Source organism: Methylorubrum salsuginis (assembly GCF_900114375.1).
Lineage (GTDB): Bacteria > Pseudomonadota > Alphaproteobacteria > Rhizobiales > Beijerinckiaceae > Methylobacterium > Methylobacterium salsuginis.
Genome location: NZ_FOSV01000015.1, coordinates 57,923 through 74,130, shown reverse-complemented (window position 1 = coordinate 74,130; position 16,208 = coordinate 57,923). Strand labels below are relative to the sequence as shown.

Annotated in this window: 16 protein-coding genes; 4 read left to right on the top strand and 12 right to left on the bottom strand. The window is 68.3% G+C overall.

The features are described 5' to 3' along the window. Positions 1–5 precede the first annotated feature (5 nt). The 6 genes from BM140_RS17055 to rpsF form a co-directional block, all read right to left on the bottom strand. Positions 6–1,493 (bottom strand): replicative DNA helicase, encoded by a 1,488-nt coding sequence (locus BM140_RS17055; RefSeq protein WP_091949006.1) that lies wholly within the window; start codon positions 1,491–1,493, stop codon positions 6–8. A gap of 256 nt (positions 1,494–1,749) precedes the next feature. After that, the gene (locus tag BM140_RS17050) at positions 1,750–3,108 is read right to left on the bottom strand and encodes a hypothetical protein (protein ID WP_131803869.1); all 1,359 of its coding nucleotides are present in this window, start codon (positions 3,106–3,108) and stop codon (positions 1,750–1,752) included. Between the two features lie 455 nt (positions 3,109–3,563). Continuing rightward, the gene (gene rplI, locus BM140_RS17045) at positions 3,564–4,136 is read right to left on the bottom strand and encodes a 50S ribosomal protein L9 (protein ID WP_091948999.1); all 573 of its coding nucleotides are present in this window, start codon (positions 4,134–4,136) and stop codon (positions 3,564–3,566) included. Positions 4,137–4,170: 34 nt separating this feature from the next. Further along, positions 4,171–5,163, bottom strand: coding sequence for a DUF2232 domain-containing protein (locus BM140_RS17040; RefSeq protein WP_091948996.1), 993 nt, complete (start codon positions 5,161–5,163; stop codon positions 4,171–4,173). Positions 5,164–5,375: 212 nt separating this feature from the next. Then, entirely contained in the window at positions 5,376–5,630 is a 255-nt protein-coding gene (gene rpsR, locus BM140_RS17035) for a 30S ribosomal protein S18 (protein WP_091948993.1), read from the bottom strand. Positions 5,631–5,632: 2 nt separating this feature from the next. Beyond that, positions 5,633–6,100, bottom strand: coding sequence for a 30S ribosomal protein S6 (gene rpsF / locus BM140_RS17030; RefSeq protein WP_091948990.1), 468 nt, complete (start codon positions 6,098–6,100; stop codon positions 5,633–5,635). Positions 6,101–6,468: 368 nt separating this feature from the next. On the opposite strand from rpsF, the gene BM140_RS25475 reads away from it, so the two are divergent. Beyond that, the gene (locus BM140_RS25475; RefSeq protein WP_131803867.1) at positions 6,469–6,708 is read left to right on the top strand and encodes a hypothetical protein; all 240 of its coding nucleotides are present in this window, start codon (positions 6,469–6,471) and stop codon (positions 6,706–6,708) included. A 383-nt stretch (positions 6,709–7,091) separates the two neighbouring features. Here the strand turns inward: BM140_RS25475 and BM140_RS17025 are convergent, their stop codons facing one another. The 4 genes from BM140_RS17025 to BM140_RS17010 all read right to left on the bottom strand — a co-directional run bounded on the left by BM140_RS17025 (position 7,092) and on the right by BM140_RS17010 (position 11,200). Continuing rightward, positions 7,092–7,466, bottom strand: coding sequence for a PH domain-containing protein (locus tag BM140_RS17025; protein ID WP_091948987.1), 375 nt, complete (start codon positions 7,464–7,466; stop codon positions 7,092–7,094). 84 nt (positions 7,467–7,550) lie between these two features. Then, positions 7,551–9,638, bottom strand: a complete 2,088-nt coding sequence (locus BM140_RS17020; RefSeq protein WP_131803865.1) for an AbfB domain-containing protein — start codon at positions 9,636–9,638, stop codon at positions 7,551–7,553. Between the two features lie 267 nt (positions 9,639–9,905). Continuing rightward, positions 9,906–10,517: a nucleotidyltransferase domain-containing protein gene (locus tag BM140_RS17015; RefSeq protein ID WP_091948979.1), complete on the bottom strand. Its 612-nt coding sequence runs from the start codon at positions 10,515–10,517 to the stop codon at positions 9,906–9,908. Continuing rightward, positions 10,517–11,200, bottom strand: coding sequence for an ABC transporter ATP-binding protein (locus tag BM140_RS17010; protein WP_091948975.1), 684 nt, complete (start codon positions 11,198–11,200; stop codon positions 10,517–10,519). Before BM140_RS17010 ends, BM140_RS17015 begins: the two co-directional genes overlap by 1 nt. A 249-nt stretch (positions 11,201–11,449) precedes the next feature. Here BM140_RS17010 and BM140_RS17005 point away from each other — a divergent pair, with 249 nt between their 5' ends. Beyond that, on the top strand, positions 11,450–12,079 hold the full coding sequence (locus BM140_RS17005; RefSeq protein WP_091948970.1) for an arylesterase: 630 nt from the start codon (positions 11,450–11,452) through the stop codon (positions 12,077–12,079). 4 nt (positions 12,080–12,083) lie between these two features. Continuing rightward, entirely contained in the window at positions 12,084–12,665 is a 582-nt protein-coding gene (gene thpR, locus BM140_RS17000) for an RNA 2',3'-cyclic phosphodiesterase (RefSeq protein WP_091948967.1), read from the top strand. On the opposite strand, the gene BM140_RS16995 is transcribed toward thpR, so the two are convergent. Both BM140_RS16995 and BM140_RS16990 read right to left on the bottom strand, forming a co-directional pair. Continuing rightward, positions 12,608–13,492 carry a metallophosphoesterase family protein gene (locus BM140_RS16995; RefSeq protein WP_091948962.1) on the bottom strand — a complete coding sequence of 295 codons (885 nt, stop codon included), beginning with the start codon at positions 13,490–13,492 and terminating at the stop codon, positions 12,608–12,610. The genes thpR and BM140_RS16995 overlap by 58 nt on opposite strands. Positions 13,493–13,677: 185 nt before the next feature. Next, positions 13,678–14,394: a GntR family transcriptional regulator gene (locus tag BM140_RS16990; RefSeq protein WP_091948959.1), complete on the bottom strand. Its 717-nt coding sequence runs from the start codon at positions 14,392–14,394 to the stop codon at positions 13,678–13,680. Positions 14,395–14,548: 154 nt separating this feature from the next. On the opposite strand from BM140_RS16990, the gene mdcA reads away from it, so the two are divergent. Then, positions 14,549–16,195 carry a malonate decarboxylase subunit alpha gene (gene mdcA / locus BM140_RS16985; RefSeq protein ID WP_091949183.1) on the top strand — a complete coding sequence of 549 codons (1,647 nt, stop codon included), beginning with the start codon at positions 14,549–14,551 and terminating at the stop codon, positions 16,193–16,195. Positions 16,196–16,208 lie beyond the last annotated feature (13 nt).

Here is a 16,208-nt window from a genome sequence, read left to right as displayed (position 1 = left end):
CGATATCACATCTGCTCGGGCATCCGGTCGCTCTGCGCGAGGTTCGAGAACCGGGTGATGTTGGCGTCGAACTGAAGCTCCACCGTGCCGGTCGGGCCGTGGCGCTGCTTGCCGAGGATCACCTCGGCCTTGCCGTGGACGCGCTGCATCTCCTGTTCCCAGGCGAAGAACTCTTCCGTGCCCTCGCGCGGCTTCTTGTTCCCGACGTAGTATTCCTCGCGGTAGACGAACATCACCACGTCGGCGTCCTGCTCGATCGAGCCGGATTCGCGCAGGTCCGACAATTGCGGGCGCTTGTCGTCGCGGTTCTCCACCTGACGCGAGAGCTGGGACAGGCCGATGATCGGCACCGCCAGCTCCTTGGCCAGCGCCTTCATGCCGGTGGTGATCTCGGTCATCTCCTGCACGCGGTTGTCGCTCTTCTTGCCGGAGCCCGACAGGAGCTGGAGATAATCGATGATGAGGAGGTCGAGGCCCTTCTGGCGCTTGAGGCGGCGGGCGCGGGCGGCCAGCTGGGCAATGGAGATGCCGCCGGTCTGGTCGATGTAGAACGGGATCGTCTGCATGTCCCGCGCGGCGTCGGTGATCTTGTAAAAATCCTCCGGGCGGATGTCGCCGCGACGGATCTTGTAGGAGGGCACGCCGGATTGCTCGGCGATGATGCGGGTGGCCAATTGCTCGGCCGACATTTCGAGCGAGAAGAAGCCGACGATGCCGCCGTTGACGGTCTGCATCGTCCCGTCCGCCTGCTTCTCGCCGCGATAGGCTTTTGCGATGTTGAAGGCGATGTTGGTCACGAGCGAGGTCTTGCCCATGGCCGGGCGCCCCGCGAGGATGATCAGGTCGGAGGGCTGCAGGCCGCCCATCTTGGCGTCGAGATCGGTCAGGCCCGTGGAGATGCCCGAGAGCTTGCCGTCGCGCTGGTAGGCCTTGGCCGCCATGTCGATGGCCGCCGTCAGCGCGTCGGAGAATTTCTGGAAGCCGCCGTCGTACTTGCCGGATTCGGCGAGTTCGTAGAGCCGGCGCTCGGTCGCCTCGATCTGGTCGCGGGGCCGCGACTCGACCGGCGCCTCGTAGGCGCCGTTGACCATGTCCTCGCCGATGGTGATGAGGCGGCGGCGGATGGCGAGATCGTAGATGGTGCGGCCGTACTCGCCCGCGTTAATGACGGTGGTGGCCTCGGCCGCCAGCCGCGCGAGATACTGCATCGGCGTGACGCCGCCGAGGTCGGCATCGCCCAGATAGGTCTTGAGCGTGATCGGCGTAGCGAGCTTGCCGGCCTTGATCAGCGAGACCGCGACCTCGAAGATCTGGCGGTGGACCGCCTCCATGAAATGCTCGGGGAGCAGGAAGTCCGAGACGCGGTAATAGGCGTCGTTGTTGACCATGATCGCGCCGAGGAGCGCCTGCTCCGCGTCGATGTTGTGCGGCGGCACCCGGTACTCGGCCTGAACCGCTTCGAGCTTGGCCGCGACGGCGTTGGGCAGGGCCATGGCGTCTCACGCTCCGTTGCCGGCGGCCCTCATCGGCCGCCCGTTTCCATGCCCGCCGGACCTTGCGCCGGGATGGTGAATTTTCCTTAAGCCACCGCCCGCGAGACGGCTGCGGCACACGCGCCACGGTCCCTCGAACGCACGACGCCCGCGGCTCCCGTTGCCGGGAATCGCAGGCGCCATGCTGGAACGAATTGAGAACAAGTCAACGTCCGGGAACCGTCTCTCCCGATTGTCCACCGCTTGAGACGATGCGCTAGCCTCCCTGCGGCGGCCGCACCGCCGCGGCGTCGAGCTGTGACAGCTTAATCCGCTCGCCGTTCTCGACGGCATAGGGTAGTCCCTTGCGCGCCCAGGAGTCGAAGACCGAGCCAATATCCAGTGCGACGCCGCCCTGTTGTTTGATCAATGCGCAGTAATACTTTCCGATTAGGCCGGCGCCAACCAGGAACAACTGCCCTCGCAGGTCGCCCCGCGCGAGGATGGCGGCGCGGATCTGCTTATACAACACCGGAAACTGTCCCAGCCCCTTGTCCAGCCCCCAGGTATAATGGCTGGGTACGGTGATATGCGACACCCGCGCGACGCCGAGTGCGGCCTGCAACTCGTTCGATAGATCCCACGGCCCGATGGTCGTGACCGATTTCGCGGCCTTGGCGATCCGGGGAAAGAACCAGGGCACTTCCGCCAGTTGCTGGAACACATTGGTGCCGATGGCCTCCGATGGCTCCATCCGCGGGAGGCGCCCGAATGCGTATTGCGTCGCATAGGCGTAGGCCGTCATCCCGAGCGTCACGCCATGCTCGTGGCCCTCGAAGAACTCTGCGACCGGCAGGCCGACTCGGTCGGCTGTCTCGATGCCGAGCCGGACAAGGCTGCGCAATTCACCGATCAGGCCGTCGAGCCACCGCCCGCTGCCGTCGATCTCGTTCTGGATCGAGTTCGGACCGAACTGGTAATAGAGCACCTCGATCAGGATGCGGTTCTGATCGAAATACATCGGATAGCCCAACACGCGCCCCTCGCCGTCGCCGAGGCGGACGACACTGTAGGGAATGCCCCGATTCAAGCAGTCGAAGAGGCAGGCATCGAAGCGCGCCAGCCTGTCTCCTTCCATGTAGACCTCGGACAGGCCGAGCGCCTTGGCCGAGGAGACGGCGTATTTGACCAGCTCCGCGTAGCCGATCCCCCAGGCCGGCTGGATCCGGGCCGAGGCGAGCGTCAGCCGCCCGACGGGCAGACCCCGTTCGAGCCCGCGGACCGCTACAGCCGCGGCCAATTCCTCGACGTGCAGGAGAAGTTTGAAGTCGTAACGCGGTTCCGGCTCGCGCACGTCGAACGAGAAGAACGTCGGCCCGAAGCTGTTAAGGTGGTACGCAGCCATGTGCTGCGTTTTGTAGATCAGCTCGATCCACGCTCTGGTGCCGGCGAGCGTCTCGGACCAATCGAACTGAAACCGAACCGAGAGGTTGTCCGACCCAGCTGCCCAGTCCGTGCGTGTCACCGCCAGCACGATAGGGTTCAGGCCAGCCACGATCTCCGCGGCGTGCAAGGTTTCGGCATTGGAGCGGTCGATCAGCCGCGCAACGGGGTCGCCATCAGCAACGGCTCTCATTCTATACTGCGCCCATTCCAGGTCATATCTAATGGCCTGGATTTTCTATCAGGCACGTGCCGCCAAGATATGCAGCCTGAGCGATCGCAGTTGCATTAACTTATGATGAAGTGCGCTGAGGTAACGCTTCAAAGAGCGGAAACATCGCATTCATCGGAGCGGTGCTCGGATGATCGGCGCGAACCAAGATGCCCCGTTGATCACGTGGGGCGGGAAATTTAGCGGGAAATTCGTCTCGACGACGATGGGGCCGGTTCGGCGACGCTGTGCCGCCCGGCCGATCAGGGTCTCGAGGCCCTGGATCGTATCGGCTCTTCGCGGCAGCCGGTCGCCCACTCTCGGAGGCTCGTCCGGCATGTGCCGGTCCCGGTACGGCGCCAGGCTCAACAAGAACTTCCGGCAGGTCTCGAAGGTTCGGGCCGCCCCGCCGCGAAGGGGGGCGGCCCGATGGCGGATCAGCCGCGGTCGTCGGCGCCTTCGCCGGCATCGGCGAGGGCCTGGCCGACTTCGAGGCCGAGGTCGTCGAGGTTGAACTGCTCGCGCTCGGTGACCGACTCGCCGCGGGCCTGACGCTCGGCCTCTTCGGGCGAGCGGGCGATGTTGACGGTGACGTTCACCTCGACCTCGGGGTGGAGGGTGACCGGCACGGTGTGCAGGCCCAGCGTCTTGATCGGCTGGTTGAGCACGAACTGGCCGCGCTCGACCGAGAAGCCCTCCTTGGAGACGACTTCGGCGAGGTCGCGGGTCGAGACCGAGCCGTAGAGCACGCCGGTCTCGCCGGACTGGCGGATCAGCACGAAGCTCTGGCCGTCGAGCTTCTCGGCGACCGTCTGGGCTTCGTTGCGGCGCTCGAGGTTGCGGGCCTCGAGCTGGGCGCGCTGGGTCTCGAAGTGCTTCTTGTTGTTCTCGGTCGCGCGAAGGGCCTTGCCGCGGGCGAGCAGGAAGTTGCGGGCGTAGCCGGGACGCACGTTCACGGTCTCGCCCATCTGGCCGAGCTTGGCGACGCGTTCGAGCAGGATGACTTCCATCTGACTTCTCCTTGAGTGGGTTGGAAGGGGGGTCTCAGGCGCTGCCACGCGGTTGCGGGCGGCGCCGGTCGAGGGCGGTGTCGGCGATGCCGAACAGGACGAGCGCCATCATGGCGATGCCCTGGGTGAGGAACAGCACGACGTAGAGACCGATCAGCAGGCCGAGGCGGCCGGGACGGCCGCGGCTGCGGTCGTGGAAGGCCGCGAGCCCCTGGAGGGCGAAGGCGGCCGAGAGCGCACCGATCAGCGCGACGCCGAGCACGCCGACGAAGCCCGGCGCCAGCGACAACGCGACGGCGCCGACGAGGACGAGAAGCACGGCCCGCGGCATCGCGGTGGCGGGCAGGTCCGGCCAGGGTCGGAGCAGGCGCCCGGAGATCTGGACGATGCGGGCGGCGGCCCAGAGGTAGAAGGTGAAGAGTACCGCGAAGCCCTGCGCGGCGAGTGCCGGGGCGAACGTCGCCAGGGCATCGGCGACCTCACCCGCCAAGTCGTCGGATTTCGGTGCGTCGGTCTTCGCGGCATCCGCATCGGCGGCCTTGTCCGGCGCGGGCGCCGGGATGCGGCCGCGCTGGACCTGCATCTGCACGACCCGGCGGCTCATCTCCGAGATCTGGGTGCGGAAGGTGTCGTAATCGGGCGAGGCGATGACCGCGATGGCGACGAAGGCCAGCGCCGCGGTGCCGGCGACCCAGGCCAGCAGGCGGCCGGTCGGATACCATTCGAGGGTGCCGTCCGGCCCCGGCCGGCCGAGCATCGCCAGATAGGCGAGCCACCACGCCGGCAGCGCGAGATAGGCGGCGAACGCCAAGCCGAGATAGGGCGAGACGAGGAGCGCCAGCGCGAACGCACCGCTCGCGACTGCGGCGAGCGCGGCCCTGTGGCTCCAGCCCAGGCCGACGATGAGGATCGGCAGGGGGGCGAGCAGGTAGAGCAGGATCGCGAGCGCGCTGGCCTTGATCAGCACGCCGAACAGCAGCGCGGCCACGAGGCCGGCGCCGACGCCTATACCGATGTCCTTGCCCATTCTCACGAAAATCCGCTGTCCCGCTGCGTCCGCAGGGTTAGAGGCGTCCCATGACGCCCCAACGATCGGGCGGCCCGCCAGTCGGGTCGCCCTCCTTTTGCTGAGTTGCCTCGATGCCGACCTTCGGTCGGATCGAGGCGCCCGGCGGACGACCGCCGCCCCGCCGTCGCGGGGGCGAGCGGCGACGCGAGGAACGCGTCGCCGCTCGGGCCTTACTTGATGACGTAGGGCAGCAGGCCGAGGAAGCGCGAGCGCTTGATCGCCTGGGCGAGCTCACGCTGCTTCTTGGCCGAGACCGCGGTGATGCGGGACGGGACGATCTTGCCGCGCTCCGACACGTAGCGGGAGAGCAGCTTCACGTCCTTGTAGTCGATCTTCGGAGCGTTCGCGCCCGAGAAGGGGCAGGTCTTGCGCCGACGGAAGAACGGACGACGGCCACCACCGCCGCCACCAGCACCGAAAGCCATGATCAGTTCTCCCCGCCGAAGTTGCGCTCGGGCCGGTCGCCGCCGCGATCACCGCGGTCGCCACGGTCACCGCCGAAGCCGCCGCCGAAATCGTCATCGCGACGACGCGGACGGTCGCCGCGGTCGCGATCCTTGCGGTCGTCGCGGTCGCGCTTCTGCATCATCGCGGAAGGCTCGGCCTCCAGCTGCTCGACGCGGACGGTCATGAAGCGCAGCACGTCCTCGGAGATCTGCATCTGGCGCTCCATCTCGGCGAGAGCCGCCGGGGGAGCCGAGATGTTGAGGAGCGTGAAATGCGCCTTGCGGTTCTTCTTGATGCGGTAGGCAAGGGACTTGACGCCCCAGGACTCGATCTTCTCGATCGTGCCGCCACCCGCCTCGATGACACCCTTGTAGGTCTCGACCATGGTCTCGACCTGCTGGGACGTCACGTCCTGGCGCGCCAGGAAGACGTGCTCGTAGAGAGGCATTTTCGGGCCTTATCCAACGACAAAGGAGGCCCGGACCGCGGATTCAAGCGGAGTCGGGCCGGCTCAACTCGCATCCTCTCGGCGCCAAGCCCTTCGAGCCGTTTGATGGCCCGAGCGGTTGATCGAAGGCGGAGACACCGGACGACGGGTTTTTTCTGCAAGAACCCTATGCCGCAAGCGGCACCGTCCGTTCAGCCCCCGGCCGGAGCGGATACGAAGGCCGGGCCTGTAGGAGGTTTTGGGCGGGAAGGCAAGAGCGGGCGCCGGATCGACATACGGGAGGACGACACGCGCCCGGCAACCGACAATAACAACCGCTTCATCGATTCTCGTTAGACTCGAGGTGCCCAACGAGACGGACGGATTCGATGGCAGTACCCGACCTCAAGTCGTTGGCGAAACAGATTGCTATGGACGTTCTGTCCGCCGCATCTATCGGTTTAACCGCGCCCATTACCATGATGATCCGCCACGATCCCGGATCGAACGTTTACTGCCTTGTCTGGGAGCCGAGCAAGATCTACGCATCGATTATCGGCGTATCAATATTTCTCGCCATCCTCATTATCGGGCGCTTGCAGAAATGGAGAGATTTACAGAAATCTTGAGAATGATCTGGAGGGTCGTCCTGAATATGAAAACCGAGATGAGACTCTATGTTCTTGCGCCGCATCGGTGTTTTCTGAAAGCTGGCACTCACCTTTCGGATCTGTACTCAAGCTCATAGGGGCAACGCATTCGATCAATCGCGAATCTGATTCGCACCGCACGAAGCCGGCCTGCCACCATTTCAAAACATCGGGTCCGGCTTCAGGCAATTCCTGGACCGGCCCTCAACCCGCTCCGCCTTTGAGACATTGATACAGGAGTTCGTGCTTTGCCACGGCGGGGTGGCGTGGGACTGATCTCCCCCTGTCGAAGCTCCCGCCGGGCAAGCGGCGGGGCAAAGCGCCCGAAAACTCAGATCGCCGGGCCCGGCTCTCGGAGCAGCCTATTTCAGCGAGCCGGCGATGGCCTGCTGGATTCCCAAAATGTCGGCGCCGCGCTTGAGCGTGCGCTGGATCGGATCGGGTCGGCCCGAGACCCAGATCTTCAGCTCGGAATCCATGTCGAAGCTGCCCGCGGTCTCGACCGAGAACGCGGTGATCGCGCGGTAGGGGACGGTGAGATACTCGACCTTGCGGCCGGTCATGCCCTGGCGATCGACGAGGATTAGGCGGCGGTCAGTGAAGACCATCAGGTCGCGGATCACCTTGAAGGCGACGCGCACGCTCTCGCCGGGCGCGAGGACGCCCGCGAGCTGCTGATCGACCTCGCCGGCGGCGAGGTCGCTGCCATGTCCGAGAAGTCCGTCGAGTAGTCCCATCGTCCCCTCCCCTCCGCGCCCGACGGAGCATCGGCGGGCGGTCGGCTGTGCATGTGGGAACGGCTCCGCTCGCCTGCGAGAGGGTTACGGTGCGATGTCCACCGTCTCGAAGCTCGCCGCGAGGGCGTAGGCCTCGCCCGGGGTGAACGGGTCGAGCCACAGCTGCGTGCCGCGGGCGCGCAGGAAGGTGCCGGGCTCGGCCTTCAGCGTGTAGGAGGTGCCGCGGCCGGACAGGCCCGGCTGCGGGCAGAAGGTGGCGTTGTCGCGATAGCCGGCGCTGCGGTCGAACGGGCTCAGCCGCAGCTGCCGGCTCCACTGGCGCAGGAAGCGCCCGCCGTAGCGGCGGGCCTCGAACGAGACGCAGGCCGGGTCGGCGAGGCCCGCCCGCATCACGAAGGCGCCGTCGAGCCGGTCGGCCGCGGCGTCGGCGGGGCTCAACGCCACGCGCGAGCCGGCGAGCCGCATCCGGTGATCGGGCCTCGCGACCGGGCGCAGGCTGGAATAGCGCGCGACCCCGCGGGGCTGGGGCGGGGCCGCCGCCATGGCGAGGATGACGCCGCGCGACGGCACGCCGGCCCGGTCGAGCACGACGAGCTGGTAATAGCCCGGCGGGGCGAGGGCGGCATGGGCCGGCATCGCGATGCGCAGGGTGCGGCCGTCCTGCGTGAAGCTCAGGCGCTGGGAGCGCTGGCCGGAATCGAAGCTGTGCGTCACCGAGGCGAGGCCGATCAGCGCCACGCGGGCGATCGCGCCGTCGGTGGCGAGTTCGACCGTGGCGGAGCTGCCGTAGCCGAACTGGCTGGCGCTGATTGTGGCGAGCTTCGGCCGCGACGCCAGCACCGCCCGGCCGTTCACGCGGGTGAACAGGTAAGGCGGATAGTAGAGTTCGGCGTTGAGGTTGGCGACCGGCCCCTTCACGCCGCCGCCCGCCGACAGCACCGTACCGTTGGGCAGGAGCATCGCGGTGGAGTGGTAGCCGCGGTAGGTGCCGGCGCGTGCCCCGAGCGTCCAGGCGCGGGTGGCGGGGTTCCAGAGTTCGGCCTCGGTGACCGCGTCGGTGCCGTTGTTGTCGGCGTAGCGCGAGCCGCCGGTGACGACGACGCGCCCGTCCGGCAGCACCGTCGCGTTGGCCCATTGGCGCGGATGGGTCATCGGCGCGACGTCGGTGGTGGTCAGCCGCGCGCCGTTGAGGTCGAACACCGTCGCCCGGTTGCTCGACGGCATCGGATAGCCGTTGCTGTAGCCGTTGCCGCCAACCTGCAGGATGCGGCCGGTGTCGTACATCACCGCCGTCGAGGTCGGGCCGATATTGGGCCGCGTGTTCGCATCGGCCGCGGTCTTGAACGGAAAGGTGACGATCGCCCCTGCCCCGGTCGGATCGAGCAGCCAGGTCCGGTCCGAGGAGATGCCGAACACCGCCCCGCGGGGGGCCACCCACATCCGCGGGTACCACCAGCGATTGAGATCGGGGCCGAACGCGTCGCGGCTCCCCGCACGGCTCAGAAGCCGCCAGCCCGAACCCGGCGCGTAGGTTTCGGGGGTCATCGACACCTCGCCGCGCTTCAGGCTGCCGGCGACGTCGTAGACGCCCGGCGCGTAGGGCTTGCCACCGCCCGCCATCAGGGCGCGCCCGTCGGTCAGCGTGATGAGGGTGCCGTACCAGCGCGGGAAGAGGAGCTGCGAGACCATCGCGCTCGCCGTGCGCCGGGCCGGATCGAAGGCGGCGCTCTCCTTGGAGGTCAGGCCGGAATCGTAGCCGGCCCCGCCCGAGATCAGCATGGCCCCGCTCGGCAGCGTGGTGGCGCTGGCGCAGAAGCTGTCCACGGCCTCGGCGTTCGGCAGGAGGGTGTGGGCGGCGCTGCCGAGGCCCCGGTCCGGATCCCAGATGTCGAACACGCGCCCGTCCTGGCGCTGTTCGCCAGGCGGGGCGCCGAACGTGAGCACCGAGCCCGATGGCGTCAGCGCCGCATGCATGGCGATGAGCGGCCAGGCATGGACCCCCGACCACATCCCCCGCTCCGGGGCCGAGGCCGGGATCGCGATCCCCGCCATCAGCGGGTCGGGCGCGTCGGGGATGCGGATCTGCGCCCATGCCGGCCCCGCCGCCAGCAGCAGGGCGAACGCGCAGGCGAGGCCGAGACCGGCAGAACGCGCGCTCCTCCGCTTCGGCATCGTCACTGCCCCGGTTTTCGGAATTATTGTGCCCTATATCCGTCGGTTATCGTAACCGGACCGTCAATCTTCACGCCCTGTCAAACGTCATTGATCGCGTGCGAATGCACCGTGCGGACTACCGAGCCGGCGCTTTCGCGAACGGAATGGTTGGCGGCGCGGGGCGCGAAACTCGCTCAAGTCGATCCTGCAACATGCTGTCGTGGGGCGGATGGGGGGCTTGGCCGCCGCATCTCAGGCGGAAGCCCCGCTCGTGCCACGCCGTGATCATTCCTTCGCTGGATCGCATTTTTCGATCCAATCATGTCCAGGATGCAGCGCCTTCAACCAGGCCGATAATTGATATCTCTCTTGAGTTGAAAGTCTCTTGCGGCAAAAATCGAAATCGTTCCGATCCTTTTCCCTGCAATGCTTGGCTTTGAACAGCAGAACGATGATCGGTGCGAGGTATGGAATACCTGCCTGACTCACACGAACGGCGTCGGAACGCGCCATCCGTACTGTATGATCGCGCTTATAAATCCATAGGTCCGGCGTCCCTGGCTCCATCATCAGGTCCACACGCCAGCAACCTTGTCGCCGATCCGCGCCCCAAAGCTGCCAGACATCGCTTGGCAGGTCGGCCGACGGGGGCAGATATTCAATCGCTCCGTCTTTTACAGTGAAAAAATCCACATCATGCAAAATGGCGCGGACATGATTGGCGTCCTTGCGAAGAACGACGAACTCCAAGTCTTCGTGCGGGCGCGTTTGCGTGCCATGCCAGACATCCAGTGCCCATCCGCCTGCGACGTACCACGGGAAAGTTGCTCCGCGGAGGCGCTGGCCGAGTTCGCAGGGAGACCACGCATCCCACGCCTCGTCGTCGAGAGGGCTCATCACACGGCAGCCGGTTGCTCGATCCGGCCGGCCCGCAGCGCCACGGTGCGATCACACAGCCGGGCGAGGCCCGGATCGTGGGTGACGAGGACGAGCGTCGCGCCGCGGTCGCGCTTGAGCCCGAACAGCAGGTCCACGATCTGGCGGCCGGTGGCCTCGTCGAGGTTGCCGGTGGGCTCGTCGGCCACGAGAATCGCCGGATCGGGCGCGAGCGCCCGGGCGATGGCGACGCGCTGCTGCTCGCCGCCGGAGAGCTGCGCCGGATAGTGCTTGAGGCGATGGCCGAGACCCACCGCCTCCAGCTCCGCCGCCGCCCGCCCGTGCGGGTCGGGGGCGTTGGCGAGTTCGAGCGGGAGCGCCACGTTCTCAAGGGCCGTCAGGGTCGGCACGAGGTGGAAGGCCTGGAACACGATGCCGATGTTGCGGCCGCGAAAACGCGCCAGGCTGTCCTCGTCGAGGCCGGACAGGTCGGTGCCCGCGATGGTGACGCGCCCGGTATCCGGCCGCTCCAGCCCGGCCATGACGGTGAGCAGCGTCGACTTGCCCGAGCCCGAGGGGCCGACGAGGCCCACCGCCTCGCCCCGCTCGACATCGAGCGAGATGCCGCGCAACACATGGACCCGCGCGGGGCCGCGCCCGAGGCTCAGCTCGATCTGCGACAGGGAGACGGCCTTGTTCGACATCGCGGAGGGACCGATCTTGGAGCCGGGATGGACGGGACCGAACGGAGGACGGCGGCCTTGCGCAGCGCGAACGACATCGCGGACGACATCCGGAACGCGGCGGGCAGAGGCTCTCCGTCCCGGCCCGGCCGGGACTGTTTCTGGACGCGGCTTGTCTCACGGCGGCGTCTGCCGCGCGAGACGCCGTCCGGGCTCGATATGGGGGGCCGCCCGCGCCTGCGAAGGGTCTTGCTGCAAAGGGTCTTGCTAATGGTCGCGCTCACGGCCGCCACGCTCGGGGGCGCCGCCCAGGCCGCCGAGGGGCCGATCAAGCTCGTCGCCCTCGGCGACAGCCTCACCGCGGGGTACCGCCTGCCCTCGGACGCGGCCTTTCCGGCGGTGCTGGAGCGGGCGCTGAAGGCCAAGGGCCGCAGCGTCGAGATCGCCAATGCGGGCGTGTCCGGCGACACCACCACGGGCGGGCTCGACCGGCTCGACTGGTCGGTGCCGGACGGGACCGACGGCGTCATCCTCGAACTCGGCGCCAACGACATGCTGCGCGGCACCGACCCCGCCGTCGCCCGCAAGGCGCTGGAGACCATCGTGGTGCGGCTGAAGGAGCGCGGCATCCCGGTGCTGCTCGCCGGGATGCTGGCCGCGCCGAATCTCGGCGCCGCGTACCGCGCCCGGTTCGACGCGATCTATCCCGACCTGGCCAAGGCGCACGGCCTCGTCCTCTACCCGTTCTTCCTCGAAGGCGTGACGGGCAACCGCGCCCACACCCTGGAGGACGGGCTGCACCCGAACGCCAAGGGCGTCGAGACGGTGGTGGCCGGCATCCTGCCCACCGTCGAGACCTTTTTGGACAAGCTGAAGCCAAGCGGGAACGGAGGGCGCTGAGGCGATGCCGCGGCTGTTCACCGGCCTGGAAATCCCACCCGAGATCGCCCAGCGCCTGACGCTGTTCCGCGGCGGCCTGCGGGGCGCGCGCTGGATCGAGCCGTCCGACTACCACGTGACGCTCCGCTTCCTCGGGGAGGTCGATGGCGGTCTCGCGGCCGACCTCGACGCGGGTTTGGCCGAGGCCCGCGCCCGCGCGCCCTTCACGGTGACCCTTGACGGGCTTGCGAGCTTCGGCGGCGACCGGCCGCGGGCGGTCTACGCCTCGGTGGTCCTGACGCCGGACCTCGCCGACATCCAAGAGGAGCACGAGCGCATCGCCCGCCGGGCCGGCGCCGAGCCGGAGTGCCGCCGCTTCACCCCGCACGTGACGCTGGCCCGCCTCAACCGCGAGGCGGATGCGGGGGCGGTGGCGCGCTACCTCGGCGAAGCGGGCGTCTTTCCGCCCCTGACCTTCACGGCGACCCGCGTGGCGCTGTACTCGGCCCGCACCTCCCGCGGCGGCGGGCCGTATCGGGTCGAGGCGGCCTATCCCCTCTGGCTCGACGATGCGAGCGGGCTCGACGACGAACCGGACGAAGACTGAGGCGCCTCGTCCGCGTCCACCCACCCGCTCCCGGTCCAGAGCCGCACCGTCACGCTCGCCCGGCCGTTCTCGATGCGGATGCGGTTGTAGGCGTTGGGCTCGTTGCCGCGCAGGCGCGTCGAGGTGGCCGAGCCCGCCTGGACCGCGAGCAGGCGCGTCCCCGGCGCCTCGGCGCGGCCGCGATCGACCGATTCCGCATCGGGCTCGGCCCCGGTCTCGGGCGCCGCGACGAAGCGGGCATAGTGGCGGTGGAGATGGCCCGCCAGCGTCAGGCCGACGCCGTGACGGCGAAAGGCGTCGAGCGCCTCGTCGGCCCGGCCCACGAGGCGCGCCTCCTCGTCCCAGGGCGGCGGCATGAACGGGTGGTGGCCGACCACGATGCGGAAGACGCCTCCGGGCAGGGCGGCGAGCCGCCCCTCGGTGCGGGCGATCTGCGACCGGGTGATCTTGCCCTGCGACCAATCGGTCTCCGGCGCCCAGGTCCGCACGGTGTTGAGGCAGATCACCGCGATCTCGTCGTCGAGGAAAGTCGGCTCGGTCTCGGGGTGGATGTAGTTCCGGTAGCGCCGGAACGGATGGAAGAAGCGCGAGAACAGCTTGAAATGGGCGATGTCGTGGTTGCCCGGCACCGCCACCCAGGGGGCGGCCAGCCGGGACAGGAAGGCGCGCGCCTCGGCATATTCGCGACGGCGCGCCCGCATGGTGAAGTCGCCGGACGCGATGACGAGGTGGGGCGGATCGCCGTTGATCTCGTCCACCAGCCCCTCGACCACGGCCGGGTCGGTCCGGCCGAAATGCAGGTCGGAGATATGTGCGATCCGCCTCACGGTTGCTCCTTCGACGATACGATCACGGTCATCTCCCGTACGCCCACCCGGTCACGCGCGGCGGCGCGCCGGGATCGCGCCGTCTGGCGCCAGGTTCGGACCGCCGCGGCGGCCGGTGGGCGATGTAGAGCGTGAGGCGCCCACCATCGACCCGCCCCGGCTCCGGGATCGTCTCCGGTTCGCGGTTACTCGCCCGTCGTCCCTTGCCTGTCCCCTTGCCTGTCCCCTTGCCTGTCCCCTTGCCCGGCGACGTAGCGCCCCAGCGCGCTCGAGGCGTTGAGCATGTGCGCCCGCATCCGCCGCGCGGCGGCCTCGCCGTCGCCTTCCGCCATGGCGGCGAGGATCGCGCCGTGCTCGGCCCGCGAGGCGTCGATGCGGTGGGGCTGGCGCAGCTGCGTGCGGCGGAAGGCGGCGAGCCGCGCCCGGATCGCCAGCGCCTGCTCGGCCAGGAACCCGTTATGGGTGGCGGCGTAGAGCGTCTCGTGGAAGGCGCGGTTGAAGCCGTCATAAGCGTCCACGTCGCCCGCCGCGACCATCGCGGCGGAATCCTCGTGCAGGTCGATCAGGCGGCTGCGCTCCAGCGGCGTGATCCGGTAGGTGGCCAGCCGCGCGCACATCGCCTCGATCTCGGCGGTGGTCTCGAACATCTCGGCGATGCGCTCCGGCGTGGTGCGGGCCACGACGCCGCCGCGGCGCGGGCGCAGCTCCACCAAGCCGGCGAAGGCGAGTTGGCGCAGGGCCTCCCGCACGGGGGTGCGCGAGGCGCCGAACCGGTCGGCGAGCTCCTGCTCGTCGAGCGCCGTGCCGGCCGTGAGGCTGCCGCCGGCGATGGCGTCGGCGAGCGCGGTGCGGATCCGGTCCGAAATCAGTCCACGCGCCTCGGCGCCCTCCCCCGCCTCCATGCCGTCCTCCTTGCGTAATGGCCTGCCGATTTTCGCATTCAGTATGCGAGATCGTTGACAGGCGGCCATATGAGATACAATTTTAACGAAGACGGTGGCTTGTAAATCCGGAGATCCGGATTTTTCGCTGCCTTCGTATACCTCGGGGATGCGGATGCCGGATTGGCGGAGCGAGCGGGCGGCGCGGGATGCGCGCCTCGAAGCGGGCCGAGCCTTCGCCGAGGGCAAGGTCGTGGTGGCGGAGAGCGTGACCGACCTGCTGGAAGCGGTGTTGCGCCCCGGCGACCGGGTCTGCCTGGAGGGCGACAACCAGAAGCAGGCCGATTGCCTCGCCCGGGGCTTGGCGGCCTGCGATCCCGAAAGAATCCACGATCTGCACATGGTCCAGTCGGGCATCGTGCTGCCCGAGCATCTCGACGTGTTCGAGACCGGCGTGGCCAGGCGCCTCGACTATTCGTATTCGGGCCCGCAGGGGGCCCGCATCGCAAAGATGCTCTACGGCGGGAAAATCGCGCTCGGCGCGGTGCACACCTATCTCGAATTGTTCGCCCGCTACTTCGTCGATCTGACGCCCCAGGTCGCGCTGATCGCGGGCGTCTCGGCCGACCGCGACGGTAACCTGTATACGGGGCCCAACACCGAGGACACGCCGACCGTCGTCGAGGCGACCCATTTCAAGAACGGGCTCGTCATCGCCCAGGTCAACGAGATCGTCGAGCGCGTGCCCCGCGTCGACATCCCCGGCGACCGCATCGACTTCGTGGTGGAAGCCGACACACCGTTCTACGTCGAGCCGCTCTTCACCCGCGATCCGGCGGCGATGACCGAGACGCAGATCCTGATCGCCATGATGGCCATCAAGGGGATCTATGCCGAATACGGCGTAAAGCGCCTCAACCACGGCATCGGCTTCGGCACGGCGGCGATCGAACTCCTGCTGCCGACCTACGGCGAGCGGCTGGGCCTGAAGGGCACGATCGCCACCCACTGGGCGCTCAACCCGCACCCGACCCTGATCCCGGCGATCGAATCCGGCTGGGTGAAGCAGGTCCATTGCTTCGGCTCGGAAGTCGGCATGGACCGCTATATCCGCGAGCGGCCGGACGTCTTCTTCACGGGCTCGGACGGGTCGCTCCGCTCGAACCGCGCCTTCTGCCAGACGGCCGGGCTCTATGCCTGCGACATGTTCATCGGCGCGACGCTCCAGATCGACCTGATGGGGCACTCGTCCACCGTCACCCAGTCGCGGGTCGCGGGGTTCGGCGGCGCGCCGAACATGGGCTCGGACCCGCACGGGCGGCGCCACCCCTCGGACACGTGGATGAAGGCGGGGCGCGAGGCGCAAATGTCGGGCGATCCGGCGCTGATGCGCGGGCGCAAGCTCGTGGTGCAGCTGGTCGAGACCTTCGGTGACGGGCTGGTGCCGACCTTCGTCGAGCGTCTCGACGCGATGGAACTCGCGACGAAGACCGGGCTCGAACTGGCCCCCGTCATGATCTACGCCGACGACGTGACCCACATCGTCACGGAAGAGGGCATCGCCAACCTGCTGCTGTGCCGCGATGCCGACGAGCGCGAGCAGGCGATCCGCGGCGTGGCCGGCTACACGCCGGTCGGCCGGGGCCGCGACCGGGTCAAGGTCGAAGCCTTGCGCGCCCGCGGCGTCATCCGCCGGCCGGAAGACCTCGGCATTTCGCCGCTGGATGCCGACCGCTCGCTGCTGGCCGCGCGCTCGATCAAGGACCTCGTGCACTGGTCGGGCGGCCTCTACGAGCCGCCCGCGAAGTTCCGGAACTGGTGAGCGCCCTCCTCTC